14 protein-coding genes are annotated in these 15,835 nt (G+C 51.5%); 2 read left to right on the forward strand and 12 right to left on the reverse strand.

The annotated features are described in order from the left end of the window. The first annotated feature begins 186 nt into the window (after positions 1–186). Positions 187–1,146: a D-2-hydroxyacid dehydrogenase family protein gene (locus K1I37_RS17780; protein ID WP_021296539.1), complete on the forward strand. Its 960-nt coding sequence runs from the start codon at positions 187–189 to the stop codon at positions 1,144–1,146. Positions 1,147–1,181: 35 nt separating this feature from the next. On the opposite strand, the gene prpB is transcribed toward K1I37_RS17780, so the two are convergent. The 12 genes from prpB to nadC form a co-directional block, all read right to left on the reverse strand. Further along, positions 1,182–2,096, reverse strand: a complete 915-nt coding sequence (prpB, locus tag K1I37_RS17785) for a methylisocitrate lyase (protein ID WP_021296540.1) — start codon at positions 2,094–2,096, stop codon at positions 1,182–1,184. A gap of 9 nt (positions 2,097–2,105) precedes the next feature. Beyond that, on the reverse strand, positions 2,106–3,557 hold the full coding sequence (locus K1I37_RS17790) for a bifunctional 2-methylcitrate dehydratase/aconitate hydratase (protein WP_021296541.1): 1,452 nt from the start codon (positions 3,555–3,557) through the stop codon (positions 2,106–2,108). 74 nt (positions 3,558–3,631) lie between these two features. After that, on the reverse strand, positions 3,632–5,029 hold the full coding sequence (locus tag K1I37_RS17795) for an MFS transporter (RefSeq protein ID WP_021296542.1): 1,398 nt from the start codon (positions 5,027–5,029) through the stop codon (positions 3,632–3,634). A 67-nt stretch (positions 5,030–5,096) separates the two neighbouring features. After that, positions 5,097–5,975, reverse strand: a complete 879-nt coding sequence (locus K1I37_RS17800) for a hydroxymethylglutaryl-CoA lyase (RefSeq protein WP_021296543.1) — start codon at positions 5,973–5,975, stop codon at positions 5,097–5,099. Next, entirely contained in the window at positions 5,972–7,198 is a 1,227-nt protein-coding gene (locus K1I37_RS17805) for a CaiB/BaiF CoA transferase family protein (RefSeq protein ID WP_021296544.1), read from the reverse strand. The genes K1I37_RS17800 and K1I37_RS17805 overlap by 4 nt, the downstream gene beginning before the upstream one ends. Positions 7,199–7,239: 41 nt before the next feature. After that, entirely contained in the window at positions 7,240–7,989 is a 750-nt protein-coding gene (locus K1I37_RS17810; protein WP_021296545.1) for an IclR family transcriptional regulator, read from the reverse strand. A gap of 468 nt (positions 7,990–8,457) precedes the next feature. Continuing rightward, positions 8,458–9,036, reverse strand: coding sequence for a hypothetical protein (locus K1I37_RS17815; RefSeq protein WP_021296546.1), 579 nt, complete (start codon positions 9,034–9,036; stop codon positions 8,458–8,460). A gap of 53 nt (positions 9,037–9,089) precedes the next feature. Continuing rightward, positions 9,090–10,145: a 2,3-butanediol dehydrogenase gene (locus K1I37_RS17820; protein ID WP_021296547.1), complete on the reverse strand. Its 1,056-nt coding sequence runs from the start codon at positions 10,143–10,145 to the stop codon at positions 9,090–9,092. Positions 10,146–10,183: 38 nt separating this feature from the next. After that, complete coding sequence (locus K1I37_RS17825) at positions 10,184–11,464, reverse strand: MFS transporter (protein ID WP_021296548.1); 1,281 nt, start codon at positions 11,462–11,464, stop codon at positions 10,184–10,186. 109 nt (positions 11,465–11,573) lie between these two features. Beyond that, a complete protein-coding gene (locus K1I37_RS17830) occupies positions 11,574–12,113 on the reverse strand; it encodes a 2,4'-dihydroxyacetophenone dioxygenase family protein (protein ID WP_021296549.1) in 540 nt (179 codons plus the stop codon). A gap of 128 nt (positions 12,114–12,241) precedes the next feature. Continuing rightward, complete coding sequence (nadB, locus tag K1I37_RS17835; protein WP_021296550.1) at positions 12,242–13,771, reverse strand: L-aspartate oxidase; 1,530 nt, start codon at positions 13,769–13,771, stop codon at positions 12,242–12,244. A gap of 26 nt (positions 13,772–13,797) precedes the next feature. Further along, positions 13,798–14,637 carry a carboxylating nicotinate-nucleotide diphosphorylase gene (gene nadC / locus K1I37_RS17840; RefSeq protein ID WP_021296551.1) on the reverse strand — a complete coding sequence of 280 codons (840 nt, stop codon included), beginning with the start codon at positions 14,635–14,637 and terminating at the stop codon, positions 13,798–13,800. Positions 14,638–14,869: 232 nt separating this feature from the next. Between nadC and nadA the strand changes: the two genes are divergently transcribed. Further along, positions 14,870–15,814: a quinolinate synthase NadA gene (nadA, locus tag K1I37_RS17845; RefSeq protein ID WP_269078052.1), complete on the forward strand. Its 945-nt coding sequence runs from the start codon at positions 14,870–14,872 to the stop codon at positions 15,812–15,814. The last annotated feature ends 21 nt before the right edge of the window (positions 15,815–15,835 follow it).

The following is a 15,835-nucleotide window of genomic DNA, read 5'->3' on the forward strand; positions in this document are numbered from 1 at the left end:
GATCATCGCTTCGTCGATATGGTACGTGACAAAAAGAATCGTATTGTTGAAAATCTACGCAGATGGCCAACAGCTAGTTCTGCTATAATGGAAAAAATACGTACTCAGTTTCGTTCTCCCAGTGCAACAAACGCTTACATTCACGCCATCGCGGATTTCATGTATTTGGAACGGAGGAGCTGTCATTTGAAGTTGCGTTGCGCCGTATTAGACGACTACCAACAAGTCGCAGCAACCATAACCGATTGGACACCTGTCACGGACAAAGTGGATGTCACCACGTTCCACCATCACATCGACGGCGAAGACGCACTAGTCGACGCCATTCAAGACTTTGATATTGTGGTGGCGATGCGCGAACGCACACCGTTCTCCGCATCTATCTTCAACCGCCTGCCAAAACTCCAGTTACTCGTAACCACTGGAATGCGCAATGCGGCCATCGACATAGCTGCCGCGAACGCCCACAACGTGACGGTATGTGGAACAGAGGGTAGTTCCTTTGCGACAGGAGAGCTGACCTGGGCCCTTATCCTGGGACTTGCCAGACATATCGTGGAAGAAAATCAGACACTGCGAAGTGGCGGACGCTGGCAGAGTACAGTGGGCACAGATCTCTACGGCCGCACGCTCGGTGTCTTAGGTCTTGGCCGCATCGGAAGCCAGGTAGCGCGCATCGGGCTGGCCTTTGGGATGCGTGTCGTCGCGTGGAGTCAAAACTTGACCGCCGCGCGAGCAGAAGAAGTAGGTGTCGAACTTGCGCCGTCGAAAGAGGCGTTGCTGGAATCTAGCGATTTTGTCTCTATCCATCTCGTACTTAGCGACAGAACCAGAGGGCTCATTGGACAGCGGGAGCTCTCGCTGATAAAACCGTCGGCTTACCTTATCAACACGTCCCGCGCCCCGATTGTCGACCAAAATGCACTCATTGAATCACTGGAACAGGGGCGTATCGCTGGCGCGGGACTGGATGTATTCGAAGTAGAGCCACTGCCACCCGACCACCGCTTGCGCACGTTGCCAAACGTCCTAGCCACGCCCCACATCGGATATGTGAGCGAAGATACCTATCGCGCATGGTTTCACCAGGTAGTCGAAGACATCGCGGCCTTCTTGGCGGGCTCCCCTGTGCGACGGGTGAACTGAGAAGGGGCATTGTGGGGCTGTATTGCCAATTTGGTTCACTCCTGTCCCTCCACTGGCAATACAGTCTTCGCAATTCGATTATCCAGAGCCTCATATGCATGATAATGAATGGTTTCGTAGAGTTCTGCCCGCGTCTGCAGTGAATCGAGCAACCCTTTTTGCGTACCTGCGGTCAGAATTTCTCGATATACCTCGCGACATGCCTTCGCGGCGGCTCGTAGTGATGTAACAGGGTATATGACCATTTCATATCCCAATTCGGCGAACTGTTCCGCAGTAAGATACGGTGTCTTCCCGAACTCCGTCATATTCGCGAGCAGCGGTAGAGAAATCCCCTCTCGAAATGTGCGAAACTCCGATTCGTTTAACAACGCCTCTGGAAATATCGCGTGTGCGCCGGCGGCCGCATAGCGCTGTGCTCTATCCAATGCCGACGTCATCCCTTCGACAGCCTTTGCGTCTGTTCGGGCAATCACGACAAGCGTGGGAGCCACCTCGCGGATGACTTGAATCTTTTGCACCATTTCGTCCGCTGAAATTAGCCTTTTACCGTTTAAATGGCCGCATTTTTTGGGCATCTCCTGATCTTCAATTTGCACAGCGGCAACGCCTGCCTCGACCATTTCTTTCGCGGTTCTCGCCACATTGAGTACGCCACCATAGCCCGTGTCGATATCTACTAGAACTGGGAGCTTCGTTGCGCGAACGAGATCTCTCGCACGTCGAGCGACTTCCTCCGAGTAAACCAAGCCTAAATCGGGAATTCCCTTACTCGCCGTGTACGCCGCACCCGATAAATAGAGAGCCTGAAACCCGACCTCTTTCGCGAGCAATGCACTCATTCCATCGTGCGCCCCGGGAATCTGCAAAACCTCTGGTTGTTTCATAAGCTCCATAAAACGTGCGGCCAAAGTATTCTGCTGAATATCTGGTTCAACTAACCAAGTCATAAAATCGCCTCACATCATTTGATTCTCCGGCAAGAACAAGTCAACAAACTGATTTACAGGCATGCGTTGCAACGCCTGGAAGGATTGACACGTTGAATAAATTCGCGCGACTTGTTCGCTGCCAAAATGCGTAGACAAATTATCGTAAAACTTTTCCCAGAGCTTCGGGATACCCTCCGCCCGACGACGTGGATGTCCAATTGGATATTCGATTTCCACAACATCCGTACGGCATCCATTTGTAAATTGAACCTGCACAGAACTCGCGATAGAGCGTTTGTTAGGATCCAGATAATCCCGACTATATCGCGGTTCCTCAACGACACTCATCTTATCACGCAGCGCGTCAATGCGTTCATCCGCCGCTACAGTGTCCTGATAGTGATCACTCGTCATCGTCCCGTAAAGCAAGCCGATGGCCACAATATACTGTAAGCAATGATCCCTGTCCGCTGGATTCATCAACTTCCCCGTCTTGCTGATAATGCGAATCGCTGATTCGTGCGTGCGAATCGTCACTTGTGCGATGTCGTTCAACCGAGGTTTGACCACTTTATGAAGTCGAATCGCTGCCTCGAGTGCAGTCTGTGCATGAAACTCCGCAGGATACGATACCTTGAACAAAATATTCTCCATCACATACGATGCTAACGGTTGATTCAACTTCACGGGTTCTCCCGCCAGAATGACGTCCTCAAACCCCCAACGCTTCGCTGACAATGCAGTTTGATAGCCCATTTCCCCTTTCAGGGCCAAATATGCAAGATAAACGCCACGGCTCGTCGCATCACCAGCCGCCCAAGACTTACGCCATCCCGTATTCGGTGCATGACGATACGTACGCAAACTTGCGTTATCAATAAAGGCATTGGATACGGCATTCTGCACCTGTTCTCTCGTCCCACCGAGCAGACGGGTAACCACTGCCGCCGTTGCAATCTTCACGAATAGAACGTGATCGAACCCATGCTGATTCAAACTGTTCTCAAGTGCGAGTACCCCTTGAATTTCGTGCGCCTGAACCAGGGCCAACCAGATATCTCGAACCGTGAGCGGGGATTGTCCGCCCGCCTCACGAACGCGACTGAGGTGATCTGCAATCGCGAGAATTCCACCCAAATTGTCAGACGGGTGGCCCCACTCCTTCGCCAGCCACGTATCGTTGTAATCCAACCAACGAATCGTACACCCGATATTAAATGCAGCTTGAACGGGATCTAGCTCATATCGAGTGCCGGGTACGCGAGCACCGCACGGCACTGTTGTCCCCTCCACTATCGGACCAAGCAGTTTGACGCATTCTGAGTACTGCAAGGCCGCCATCGCACATCCCATTGCATCCACCAACGTCAAATGTGCGGTGGATAGCGCCTGTTCCCCAAAATCAGTTTGCTCTACGACATAGTCAGCGATTTTCTCAAGCACCGAGTCAATCTGCCGAACGCTTCGATCATCCTTCATCGTCGGACCTCCTCGAATGGAAGCGCGCAAGGACATACGCCCTCGCGCGCTTCAGTGAGAGTCTATTCTACGTACTACGGTGTAATGGAATGATTTTCAGTTGACGTGGCCACACTTGAGGGCACCTGATTGAGCTCCTCTAGTACACGAGCCGTGGTCTTCGGAGCGAAGCCGCCGATATCTATCATTACAATGACCATCGCGATGGCGACCACGGAGAACATAGCCGTGGCACCGCTGCCTTGCAGCAAAGGCAAAAGAACAAACGGCATCAGACCACTTGACAGTCTGCTGAGACTATAACCAGCACCTGATGCAGTTGCGCGGATCGAAGTGGGATAAATTTCAACTTGAAAAATGTGATAGGCGTTTGAAAAAATGTTGCTCACCATCGTATAGAGGAAGCCAAAGATTATAATGAGAATTATCGAGTTAGAAATACCAAATAGAATTCCGAACAGTGCCATGCAGAACGCAGCCATGACGATCAGCCATTTGCGCTGAATACGTTCCACGATAGACAGCGATATGAGCGATCCGACAGGATAACCGATGAACGACAAAGTCGTATAGGTGAGCGAACTATGCACGTCAAATCCCTTTGCAGCAAGCACCAATGGAACAAGCGTTCCAAACCCATAGTAACCAAATGTTTGGAGGATTTGGAATACCCATAATAGTATCGTCCGCCTGCGGAATTGCGCGACAAACAGTGTCGAAACAGGCAATTTCTCCTGCGGAGGGTCGGGCACCGTAGGCGCGGCGCTTGTGAGAATATCCTCCTCGCTCCTATCGGCATGCCGCTCAAACCTCATCATAATCTCCTCTGCCTCTGGTTTTCTCCCGACCGATTCTAACCAACGTGGAGATTCGGGTAAAAACTGTTGCAAGGCCCACGCGAAAACGGCACCCAAGGAGCCAATGATAAACATCCACCGCCAACCTGCCATTCCAAATTGCGTCGGAACTATCCAACGAGCCAGCAGCCCCTCTACCGGCATGGAACAAAACTGCAACGTGTAAGCCCACACCATCAATTTGCCGCGGCGGTAAGTTGGAAGAACTTCGCTGAGATAGGTGTCGCCAAGTGGCGCCTCAGCACCGATGCCGACTCCTGCAAGGAAGCGAAATAGGACGAGCAACACAACATTCGGACTGAATGCACACAGAAATGTAAACACGGAGTAAATGAGAAGGTTTACCATAAATGCCTTGCGGCGACCAATCAAATCTGCCATGCGATTTAAGAAAATCGCCCCAAGGAACATCCCCAGGAAAGACGAACCAAGCAGTAACGATTGGGTCGATCCGCTGATATGAAACTGATCTGAAATAACGGATCCCAACACCCCAGATAGATATACATCATACAGTTCGAAAAATAGACCAAGCCCAATAATAAACGCCGCTTTACGGTGTACCGCCCCGATAGGGAGCCTATCTAATCTCGCTGCAATCGACAGATTGGACATTGTACATCCACCTCCACAGATCCCTGCATATCGCTCCCCCACTCGCTGAAACTACCCTCATCTCAACTTAATCTGCTCTACCATTAGACGCATCCAAATCTTTTAGTAAGCGCTTTCTTATCTGCGACAAAGCGTGTTCATCAATTCCAGTGTGAATCCCCATCAAATGCAACCAACGCACCACCTTTTCAGTATCTAGATTCCCTGGTGCGTCTGGCACAAACGGACACCCACCTAAACCAGCCAGCGCAGTCTCAAAGACCGTCACACCGGCAGCCAGTGCAGCCACGATATTGCCAAGCCCAAGCTCATATCGATCATGTAAGTGCAACGTGATGGGGACGTGGTGACCTACCCGTTGTTTCACAGACAAAATGGTATCGTAAATCACTTGTGGGGTACCGACGCCGACCGTATCCGCGAGGCTCAACTCTACGGCACCTGAGTCTACATATTCACAAGCAATATCTGCAACTGTCTCTGGCGTAATCGACTCAGTAGAAAACGGCGACCCGAACGCACAGGAAATCGCCCCGCGTAGTCGAACCTGCGAACTTGCGTGCATTTGCGCAATCCTGCGAAACTGCTCAAAGGAATCCGCCAGTGACATGCGAAGGTTTTCGCGCTGGTGGATGGGGCTTGCCGACACGACAAACGTCACCGCATTGACGCCAGTAGCAAGTGCGCGTTCAAAACCCTTTTGATTAGGCACAAGCGCAATCGTGTCACTCAGCTCACGCAAGGCGAGCGCAACCGTTTCTGCATCCCTCATCAACGGCACCCACTTTGGCGAGACAAAGGCGGTAATTTCTACACTTTGAACACCTGCCGCATAGAGATCCCTGCACAACTGAATCTTTTGCTCGGCAGTCAATTCCCCCGCTGCATCCTGCAGCCCATCTCGTGGCGTAACATCAATGACTTTTACTGTTTGCGGCCAATTCATTGGTATATCACCCCTTGTTCCAGCGCAGTTGCAATTCGTTCATCATCCCAGTTCAAGAGTGACTTCAATACCCAGACAGTGTCATGCCCCGGGCGATGACCTGCATGCTGAACGTAACCCGGAAAGTTCTTCAATTTCGGCACAATACCAGGCATCCAAACCGCACCTAGATCTTCTGAAGGAACTTGAATAACCATCTCACGGTCGATATAATGCGGATCTGATGCAATGTCGGCAACATTCATCACAGGTCCAGCTGGTACCTCATGGGCGTTCAACGTCTCCCAAAGCTCTGCGAGTAAAAACTGTTTCGTCCAATCCGAGATGATTTGATCCAACTCTTCGATGTTCTCCAGGCGTGCTTGATTGTCAATAAACTTTGGATCACGGACGAGATCATCCCGCCCCATCGCGGCAAGCAAACGTGGGAAAATTCTAGGGGTGTTCGCGCCGATAGCCATCCATTTGCCGTCTTTCGTAGGATAGATATTCGACGGGGCTGAGCGTTTCAAAGCATTTCCTGTCCTCTGCTGTATCACACCTGCATGTTTGTACTCCGTCATAGCCCCTTCAGTCATACTGAACACCGCTTCCGTCAAGGCAACATCTACATGATCGCCCAAACCGTCCTTCTGTCTCTCACGCCTGAGAAGCGTCATCAGTGCACCCAACGCCGCATACAATGCCGCAATCTCATCGCCGATAGAAAACCCTACACGAACAGGTGGCAAGTCAGGGAATCCTGTCACGTACCGCATACCACTCATTGACTCCGCGATGTTTCCAAAACCTGGACGATCCCGATACGGCCCCGAATGACCAAACCCAGATACACTGACGTATACAATCCCGGGATTTACCTGCGTAAGCTCGTCGTAACCTAAATTCCACTTCTCCATTTGCCCAGGTCGGAAATTTTCCACGATGACATCTGCCTCGCGGACAAGATCCCGCACAATTTTCTGGGCCTCCGGATGATGTAAATCAAGCGTCATGAGTTTCTTATTTCTCGCTTGAGCCTGCCACCACCATGAGTCGCCTGTTTCTGTAAGTAATCCCCACTTGCGTAGCGGATCCCCCTGTGGTGACTCAATCTTAATGACCTCCGCGCCAAAATCCGCAAGCAGCCTTGTCGCAAAAGGACCTGCAATTAAAGACCCAAATTCTAAGACGCGGATATCTTCCAATGGTCGTTCATGCCTTGATGTCAGTGAAGAACCCACAGCCCCCATCTCCTTGTTCGTGATGGTGAAACCTTTCTGATTCATCTCCTTTGCAGGCTGATTTTACGAGCACATTCCGTTACCATTTTTGCAATGTAGGTCGTATCTTGCTTCGAAAATTGAAACGTTGACCCAGAAACAGATAGCGAAGCGACCACCGCGCCACTGACGTCAAACAAAGGTGCTGCCAACGCCGCGAGTTCAGGATCCCGCTCACCGACACTCAAAATCCATCCTTGTTCTCGAACGGTCATCCACCACGAAGGGTCTTGTTTGGAACTCACATCAGGAAACCGCTCTCTTGATAATCGGAGTAGTTCCTCCCTCTCCGCATCTGCCAACCAGGCAGTCAAAATCCTGCCTGACGCACCAGCGTGTAACGGCAACAATTCCCCTACTTTCACGGTTGGCCGTAAAATGGATACCCCTTCAACGCGATGAACACACATGCGACACTCCTCTACACGGACGTACACGGAGGTATTAAGACCTGTCTGTGCAGATAGCAATTGTACAAATGGACGCGCCAGTTGTACGATATCACGGTCGCTCAATGCGTGAGCAGCGAGCGAAAGGACTCTCCAGCCCACTTCGTAACCGCTTTCATTTCGGTTCAAAAATTGTTCTGATCCCAAGTCGTTTAATAATCGATGAAGTGTCCCTCGTGGAATTTCCAGTTCAGCGGCCATCTTAGATACTGACGACACAGGTCCATTACGCGAAACATAGTCCAATATACTCCCGATTTTTTGAATGACTAGCGTCTTGTTTGTTCCTCCCACTTGCTCCATGTCCGTGATGCGGTCACCTCGCCCGTATTGTGGTCACACACAGAATAGCACCGTCGATATTTACAGTCAATTCTGAATTATTTAGGACAAGCCTAATGTTAATACGTGTAGGTGGAGAGTGCTGTGCCGCGATGAAGGACACGGTGGGGCATAACTGTGTAGTTGGACTGCTGCCACTTAGGCCCAGTGGTGATATGGATATAGGGCCGTCGCATAAGGCAAATTATCTACCCTATTTTAGAATTTTCAGCGGTTTTCACCGATTTAAGACACATGCGATACCCTATCTACTCAAAATCTAACCGACAACGGCGAAAACCCAGGGATTAGTGCAGATTTGATGTCTTATCATCTCCGAAAGAAGCATGGGTGTCTTAATAAGACATGCTGGGGCACCCCGGACATGCAGGTCTTTGGGTAAAGTCAGGGCACTTGGTTCCCCAAGTGCCCATCAAGATATCAATCTGCTTACTTCTCCAATGTTTCGAGAATTTCCAGATGAATTTCTCTCGCTCGGGCCGGAGTGATCACGTCATTCGGATGGACTTTTTCAATATGAACACTCGTCGCATCCACATAAAGATGTTCTCCAAGCAGCCGAGCGTGATCGTCGTATGGCCAAACGAAAGCCTGGCGGGTTTGATAGTGATAAATGGCGTCTTTATCCTCGACATCGACGCCAAGCGCACAAAGGTCAGTCCCCGTCACCAAAAAATTAAAGGTGAGTTCATCGCAAAGTCCCCAATCCGCGACGGCAATCTTATCGTCCGTATTCCACATCACAGCTTCTTTCACCGATCGGTAAAAGTCCACAACCCCTTGTTTCCCCCGGATCACACTTGGCTCGCCCCAGTTGATTCGATAAAGGGGTTCTTCCGTCATCATGTCCGGTGCCACGATCTCGTCAAACAACCCGGCCCCTTCCAAATGAATGTGTCTGCGGTAGTTCTTGAGAATCGCCCGATGCAATGGGTTCTCCGTGCGCTCCATCAAATCCGTGATCACATCGGTACAATGATAGACTTCTTCTTCAAATCGGTTCATCATGAGATTCCTCCTCAATTTGATGGATCATTTACCGTACTTTGCCTTGCAAAATTTCACCTTGGCCGCACAAGAACCTTGGATTGAGATTTGTCTGTCAACAACGCTTCGAAACCTTCCGCGACGATGTCTTCTAAGTGGATCTTTTTAGAAACCAATCCCTCGGCATTGATTTGTCCACTGGCAATGAGCGACATGACCCTCGGAAACATTCGGCAATACGCGGCGGACGAAGTAATTTTCCGCTCGTTCAAAACGAGTAGATTTGGGTGGAAGACAATTTCTTGCTCCCACAGGCTGACAATGACGGCCTCGCCACCCGCTTTCACACATCCAATAGCCTGCGTAAGCGCGGTCTGCGCACCGGCCGCCTCAAAACTGACGTCCACCCCTTGCCCATCAGTTACAGCGAGAATCGCATCAATCACTTTCTCGCTTTGTGGGTTGATCAAATGCGTAGCGCCTAATTGTTCAGCTTTCGCAAGTCTTTGTTCCGAAACTTCCACGACAATCACGGTACTCGCGCCGGCCGCCTTTGCCGCTTGTGTAAGCAAGAGACCAATGGGGCCGGCACCAAAGACCGCACAAGTGTCGCCTATCCTGAGTCCACTTGAATACACCGCTTGCACGGCGACCGCCGCAGGCTCGACAATCGCCCCCGCTTCGAATGACAACGCCCCAGGGAGCCTATGAACCAAGTTCTCATGAACCACAGTGTACTCGGAAAATCCGCCACCATCTGATGTCAATCCGTGAAATCCACGGTATACGCACAGGTTGTATCGTCCGCTTTTGCAAGGCGCGCATTTCCCACAACTGAGGAGCGGTTCGACAACGACCCTATCACCAACCGCCACGCGCGTGACACCATCCCCAACTTCGACCACGCGCCCCGAAAATTCGTGTCCCAAAACAACAGGGGCAACCTGGCCTGTCAACGGATGCGGTGTTTCGACTGGGATCGTCATCGGGCCGGCTACATATTCGTGTAAATCGCTCCCGCAAATCCCGCACCACTCCACTTGAATTTTAACGGTTCCTGCTTTGACGACTGGCTCTTCAATATCGACCACGCGGACGTCTTTCCTTCCATACCACATGGCAGCTTTCATTGGTTTTCTCCTCTTCTCAACTGAGTTTGCTTAGCAATTTACACATCCAAGTTGACCTGGGCGTCCGTGGTGGATACGAGTCGCGCCTTCACTTTGATGGGGGCTGTCTCGGTGAGAAAGATTGCGACGAACGCCGCGACCAGCGCAAACGCTGCAGACATCAAGAGCGGGGCTACCAACCCATAGTGATTCGCCAGGACCCCTCCAGCAGAGACAATCCCAACACCGCCGACGAATTCTCCGGAGGCCATCGCTAAGCCAATCGCGGCGCCTGCAATTTTTCTCGGTACGGTCTCGGAAGGAATGACCGACATGTAAAGTGCCATGCCGCCCGTGCCGGCGCATCCGATAAAAATGACGACCATGAAAAACCAGAGAGCTGCGTGCAAGTACAGGACAGATACCGGCCCGACGATAGAAATCAAGCAAAACAGAATCATCATCGATTTTCTACCCAACCTATCAGACAACATGGGTACGACAAATCCCCAAACAGCAGCGCTCACACCCACTATCGACATGACATAACTCATGATGTGGGGAGACATTCCTCTAGTTTGTGTCAAATACAAAGGTGCGTAGGTGAACAGCAGGGTGTACCAGGGGATTAGACAAACCGAAATGATCATGCAGAGAATCATGTTTCGATATTTGAAGACCGTCCACGGACGAATCTTCTCACCTTGGCGCTTTCCACCGTGCGTCACCATTTCCGCTGCGTCTTCGCGGGTTGGTTTCGGCTCCCTGATAAATCTCCACATCAACAGCGCCACGACGATGCCTGGAATGATAGTGAAAAAGAACGTATACCGCCAGCCCACAGCCGTCGCGAGCGCCACGATGACAACCGGCCCAATCATGCCCCCTAAAATATTCGAGGAGAAGTTCTGCAAAAACCCCAAGTTGAATCCGCGGCGAGAATAAGTCGATTCGGCTAAGAGAATCGATGTGCCCACGGGAAAGAACGGCCCCTCGAGCATCCCCATCACCATTCGGAACACGACTAACAGAAGAAATCCTGTGGCCAGACCAGTAATAAAGGAACAGAGGGAAAACGCAAGGATACTGATGATTAAGAGGAGCTTGCGCTTTCCCAAAATATCTCCAAAATACCCGCCAAAATAACCCGACAACGACCACGTCAAGGAAAATCCAGCAGCAACAAACCCCACTTCAGCATTAGACAGGTGTAAGTCTTTCACCATAAACGGCATCAAATAGTTGATGTCCATCCGCTCTAAGAAAAGAAAACCCCAACCCGCGGACAAAATGGCTAAGACGGCATTTTCATATGACCACCATCGGCTTGCGGATCGCACGCAATCCCACCCTTTTCAATTCGCAGGAAGTCCGACGTACCAGCCTGCTGTCGTGCCAGGATTAAGTAAAGCGCTTTCATTCAAGTGGAAGTGGTACATTCGATCACGTTCAAAGATACATTTGCGGGTTAATTGGAATCCCATGCTCACAGCAATAGCTCTCGTAGTGATTGATATACCACCAGACATCCACCGTCTCGAGGAAATTCGCGTTTTCGTCAAAAAACTCAATGGCCCCCTGAAGCCAACCGAACAACTTGACCCCCTCCGGGTGGTCGCTCACGAGCGTGTGCGTCAATCCCGGCGTTTCGTAAATCAAGTCCCCTGGGCCAGCTACCCAGTCATACTCTAAATAGCGGGCGCTACCTTCGAGGCAAACCATGACAATGGTACCCCGATGCCGGTGCGTACCGATCACGCCGCCCGACTTGATCCATAAAATGTTGCTGGCAATGTTATTGCGAACGTCGAAGGCAAGGTGACGAATGGCTGCATTCTCCCCGAATGGGACCCACGGGCTCTCCTGTGAATTGACGAATTTGCCGTCTACGCCATGACGCTGGATGACATCCGCGTATGGCTCTGGAATGTTGACAATCTTATAGGCCGACGGCGGTGTCACCATCTTTGTGTTGGGCGTTCCAGACATGTTTGGGATCCTCCTTATTTTGATACTTTTCTAATGATTATTTACAATTTGATAGTATCTTTTGACTACAATATTGAAAACAATCAAATCAGCCAAAATTCAGCGTGATAATTGGCCGATATTCATATTTACACAGGTGATCTTCCGCTCTGTGACAAAACGTTGTCCCACCCGTTCAACTCCGGTCTTTGCGACGGGTAATCTAGGCGGTAATGCGCACCCCGACTCTCTTTGCGCAACAATGCCGATTGCACAATGCATCGGGCTGTAATCACGCTTGGAGACTGTGGATACCGTTCAGAAAGTATGTTCAGCTGCTCCAATCCTGCCAACAAAGACATTTCATCGCGAACAATGCCGGCCGCCGCCCACATCACGGACTGTACCTCACGAATCACCTCAGGGGCGTCCGGCGTGAACAGCGCGATCGGATCCTCCACATCGAGATGCATATCCGTTTTGCGATATACCATTGTTGAACGCTTCATGCTGTCCGCCAGGGTGAGTGCCATTGTTACGCATTCGAGCAATGAGTTGCTAGCTAGACGGTTCGCCCCGTGGACGCCAGTACTGGCGACTTCTCCAATCGCGTACAACCCTGACACACCTGTTGTTCCATCCATCTCAGCCAGCACACCGCCCATCATAAAATGAGCTGCAGGCGACACCGGCAATAAATCGACAGCGGGATTTCGTCCACGGGAGACACAGTGCCGATAAATCGTCGGGAATAACTCAGCAAAACCCGAAATCCTTCGACAATCGAGGTATACGGGTTGCCGCCTAGTTATGTACTGGTAAATCACACGAGCGACCACGTCACGCGGTGCTAAATCACGGAGTGGATGATCCTGCATGATTGGGGTGCCATCACCGTCCACCAGGACGCCCCCCGCCCCACGGACAGCCTCGGAGATGAGAAAGCATTGTTGTTCATTGTCATCTAACGCAGTCGGGTGAAACTGTACGAACTCCAAGTTGCGCACGGGGGCACCCGCGCAATACGCAAGGGCTATTCCGTCCCCACTCGCACCAACCGGGTTCGTCGAACGCAGGTATAATTGTCCCACACCACCGGTGGCCAAGATAGTAGCTCGGCGCGCACGGAATAAAATAGGCTGCCCTGGGTGGCAGGCGGATTGTCCCCATGCACCAGCAACCGAACCATCACGTCGTTGAGCGAGCCCTAGTACCTGAATGTTCGTCTCTCTTTGGATGGTGGGAATCTGCTGCAAAGCCGCGAGAATCACTTCCATGACCTTCCGACCCGTTGCATCCCCACCTGCATGCAAAATTCTGCGGTGGCGGTGCGCACCTTCCAGTCCCAAAGCGAATTCCCCCGACAAATGCTGATCAAATGTGACACCAAGTCCGTTGAGCCAGCGGATGACACCAGGCGCCCGCTCCGTAAGCATGGCCACCATATCGGGGCGACACAGCGCCGCGCCGGCAGCGATGGTGTCCGCTGCGTGCAGTGACGGCGAATCCTGTGGGCCAATGGCGGCTGCAATGCCCCCTTGCGCGGCATACGAGTTGCTCTTTGTCGGCGGCGCCTTTGAAAGTAGGGTGACATCGCCGAATTCACTCAATCGGTAAGCAGCGACACTTCCCGCTAAGCCGCCTCCGACAATGACAAAATCCGAGTCAACGACATTCATCGCTCGTCACCTCTCCATCTATCCACTTACTCAAACACGATATCTAACCCCACGTCGACACTCGTGGCCGAGTGCGTTAAGGCGCCCATAGAAATATAGTCGATCCCGCTCTGCGCCACCTTAGCGAGCGTTTCCAGATTGACATTTCCCGAAGCTTCCAGTGGGACGCGCCCAGCAACCAGTTGCACGGCCTCACGCAACACATCGGGCGCCATATTATCCAACAGAATCATGTCAGCGTCTGTGTCTAAAGCTTCCTGGAGCTGACGAAGCGTATCGACTTCCACTTCAATTTTTTGCGCCAAACCAACCTTCGCGCGCGCACGTGCCACGGCTTGCCGGATGCCACCAGAAAGTGCGATGTGATTGTCCTTAATCAAGACCATATCGTCGAGCCCAAAGCGGTGATTGTACCCACCGCCCGTGCGGACGGCGTATTTTTCGAGACTGCGCCATCCCGGCGTGGTCTTGCGCGTATCCAGTAACTTCGCATGCGTTCCTACGAGTTCACGTACAGCCATCCGCGTGAACGTAGCAATCCCCGTCAGCCTCGATAGAAAATTGAGCGCGGTGCGCTCGCCCATGAGGATGTGTCGGGCGGATCCCGTCATCCGGCAAACAGCTGTCTTTCCGCTGATCTCTTGCCCATCCTCTACCAAATGTGCAATACGCACTTGTCCACCGAGTTCTTCGAACACAGCTTCCATAACCGGCAACCCGGCCACGATTGCGGCCTCCTTAACATAAACAGTCGCCATCGCCTGTAATTTAGTTGGAATGATAGCTTCCGTTGTACAATCCCCACGCCCAATGTCCTCTCTAAGTGCCAGCCGAATCAAATCCCGTGTCAGTCCCATATTCATCATCAAGAGTCCCCCCATACGGTAGATGAACGCCCAAATATGTATATACACCTGATTGTACACTCAGTTGCTCCAAAGACAAGATTTGATCGTGTTTGAAATTTAAACTGCCCGGTGTCTCTTGACGACTGCACGTTTCGGTAGTATGTTCAGGTGTATATACACATGAAGTCGTGCAGCTTGCGAAGTATGTGGTCGCGTACGAAGGGAGCGAACAAACATCGACACTCCGACAATTCACCATCACTTAATAGAGGAAATTGAGATGTGGAAGGCTCGCCGAAATGCAGTCATTCTGGCACACAACTACGAACTTCCGGAGATTCAGGACATCGCGGATGTGCTTGGAGACTCCTTGGCACTGGCCCGAGCAGCCGCGCGCACAAATGCCGATGTCATTGTCTTTTGTGGCGTGCATTTTATGGCGGAAACAGCGTCGATTTTGAACCCCGAAAAGACCGTTCTGTTACCAGACCTAGAAGCCGGTTGCTCATTGGCCGACTCCATCACTGCTGAGCAATTGAAGTCTTGGAAAAGAGATCATCCGGAGGCTATCGTTGTGGCATACGTCAACACAACAGCTGAAGTCAAGGCACTGAGCGACTATTGTTGTACCTCGTCGAACGCGGTGGACGTCGTCCAGTCGATTCCCGAAGATAAAGAAATTCTATTCCTGCCCGACATGTTTCTCGGCGCTTACGTCAAGCGCATGACAGGCCGGAACAATATCCATATCTGGATGGGAGAATGTCACGTACATGCCGGCATTCAACCACAACAAGTCGATGCAGTAATCAACCAGCACCCACGTGCCGAACTGCTCGTTCATCCAGAGTGTGGCTGCTCTACCTCAAGTATGCATCTACTGGCTGAAGGGCAATTGCCCACCAACCGGACACACATCCTCTCGACTGGCGGCATGCTCGATTTTACAACGCACTCCACAGCAACCGAGTTCATCATCGCCACAGAGACCGGAATTCTGCATCAAATGGAGAAGGCAAATCCCCAAAAGCGTTTTGTCGCGGCGAACCCCAATGCCGTGTGTCCGTTCATGAAAAAAATTACCCTGCAAAAAGTACTCGACGCACTGCGCAACATGCAACACGTCATACAAGTACAGGACGAACTGCGCGCACGTGCAAAAACGCCAATTGACCGGATGATAGCCATTGGTTAAATCCAACCGCAACACGGACAA

The sequence above is a fragment of the Alicyclobacillus acidoterrestris genome, from assembly GCF_022674245.1.
Classification (GTDB): Bacteria; Bacillota; Bacilli; order Alicyclobacillales; family Alicyclobacillaceae; genus Alicyclobacillus; species Alicyclobacillus acidoterrestris.